The 1024-nt window shown below is 59.8% G+C and carries 1 protein-coding gene; it reads left to right on the forward strand.

The annotated features are described in order from the left end of the window. Positions 1-969, forward strand: a 969-nt coding sequence (locus tag CW742_RS15225; protein ID WP_292421878.1) for a MarR family transcriptional regulator, incomplete at its 5' end; no start/stop codon positions are given. Positions 970-1024: the final 55 nt, after the last annotated feature.

Consider the following 1024-nt stretch of genomic DNA (forward strand, 5'->3'; position numbering starts at 1 on the left):
GGAGGAAAAGACCTCATCCGGCTGGCGGCAATCACAGCAGCAGTGCTCATGCTCCTCCTCGTTCCTGCCGGAGACGCTGCAGAGGTTCCCCTCTCCGGGCATACAATAACCTACATCATTACCGTCGATTATGACGGGTCTGCGATCTGGCAGGTCGAGTATCGGACACGACTCACCACCGATGCCGACGTTGCAGCATTTGAGTCGTATTCCAGCAACCTGTCTGCTGTGTATCTCCCCGAGATCCGCGACCTGATGGAGCGTTCAGCAGTGCAGGCATCCATTACCGCCTCGCGCCCGATGACCATCGGCACGGTCACCGGGGACCCCACTATCCAGGTGTCTCCCACGGGAAAATTCGGCGTTGTTGTCTATACCATCCCCTGGAGCGGGTTTGCTAAACCGGGGAGGGCATTGACCATCGGGGATGCATTTGCCGGAGGCCTCTATCTTGCGAAAGACAGCACGCTTGTCATCCGGTATCCCGAAGGATTTACGGTAGCGAGCGCAACTCCCCCCGCCGATAAAGAGCGCGAAGAACTGATCTGGTACGGCCAACGCTCGTTTGCCGCAGGGGAGCCCCGGGTCGTCATCGAGCAGGAATCGCCCGTTCCCGTCATCCTGCTGGCTGCCGGACTCATCGTCATCATCATTACCATCACTGCCGGGATCTTCCTCCATGGGAGGCGGCATTCAGCCCGGGCGGATGACGAGCCCGATGACGCGGCCCCGGCCCTCACCCCGGACGAGGCGCAAAACATCGGGGATCGTATCGTCCGGCTCCTCGAAACGCATGGAGGTGAGCGGCTCCAGTCCGAGATCGTGCGGGAACTCGCCCTGCCCCGGTCAACCGTCAGCGCCGCCATTGCCGGTTTGCATGCAAAAGGGATGGTCGTCAAGGTCAGAAAAGGCCGGGAGAACCTGATCCGGCTGGTATTGCAGACCAAAGAAGAGCACCGTGCCCCATAAGAGAGCACTTTTTTTAGGGGTATACACCCCGGCAGGAAAAGGATGGGTGTTACTG

It is taken from the genome of Methanoregula sp., from assembly GCF_002835825.1.
In the GTDB taxonomy this organism is placed as follows: domain Archaea; phylum Halobacteriota; class Methanomicrobia; order Methanomicrobiales; family Methanospirillaceae; genus Methanoregula.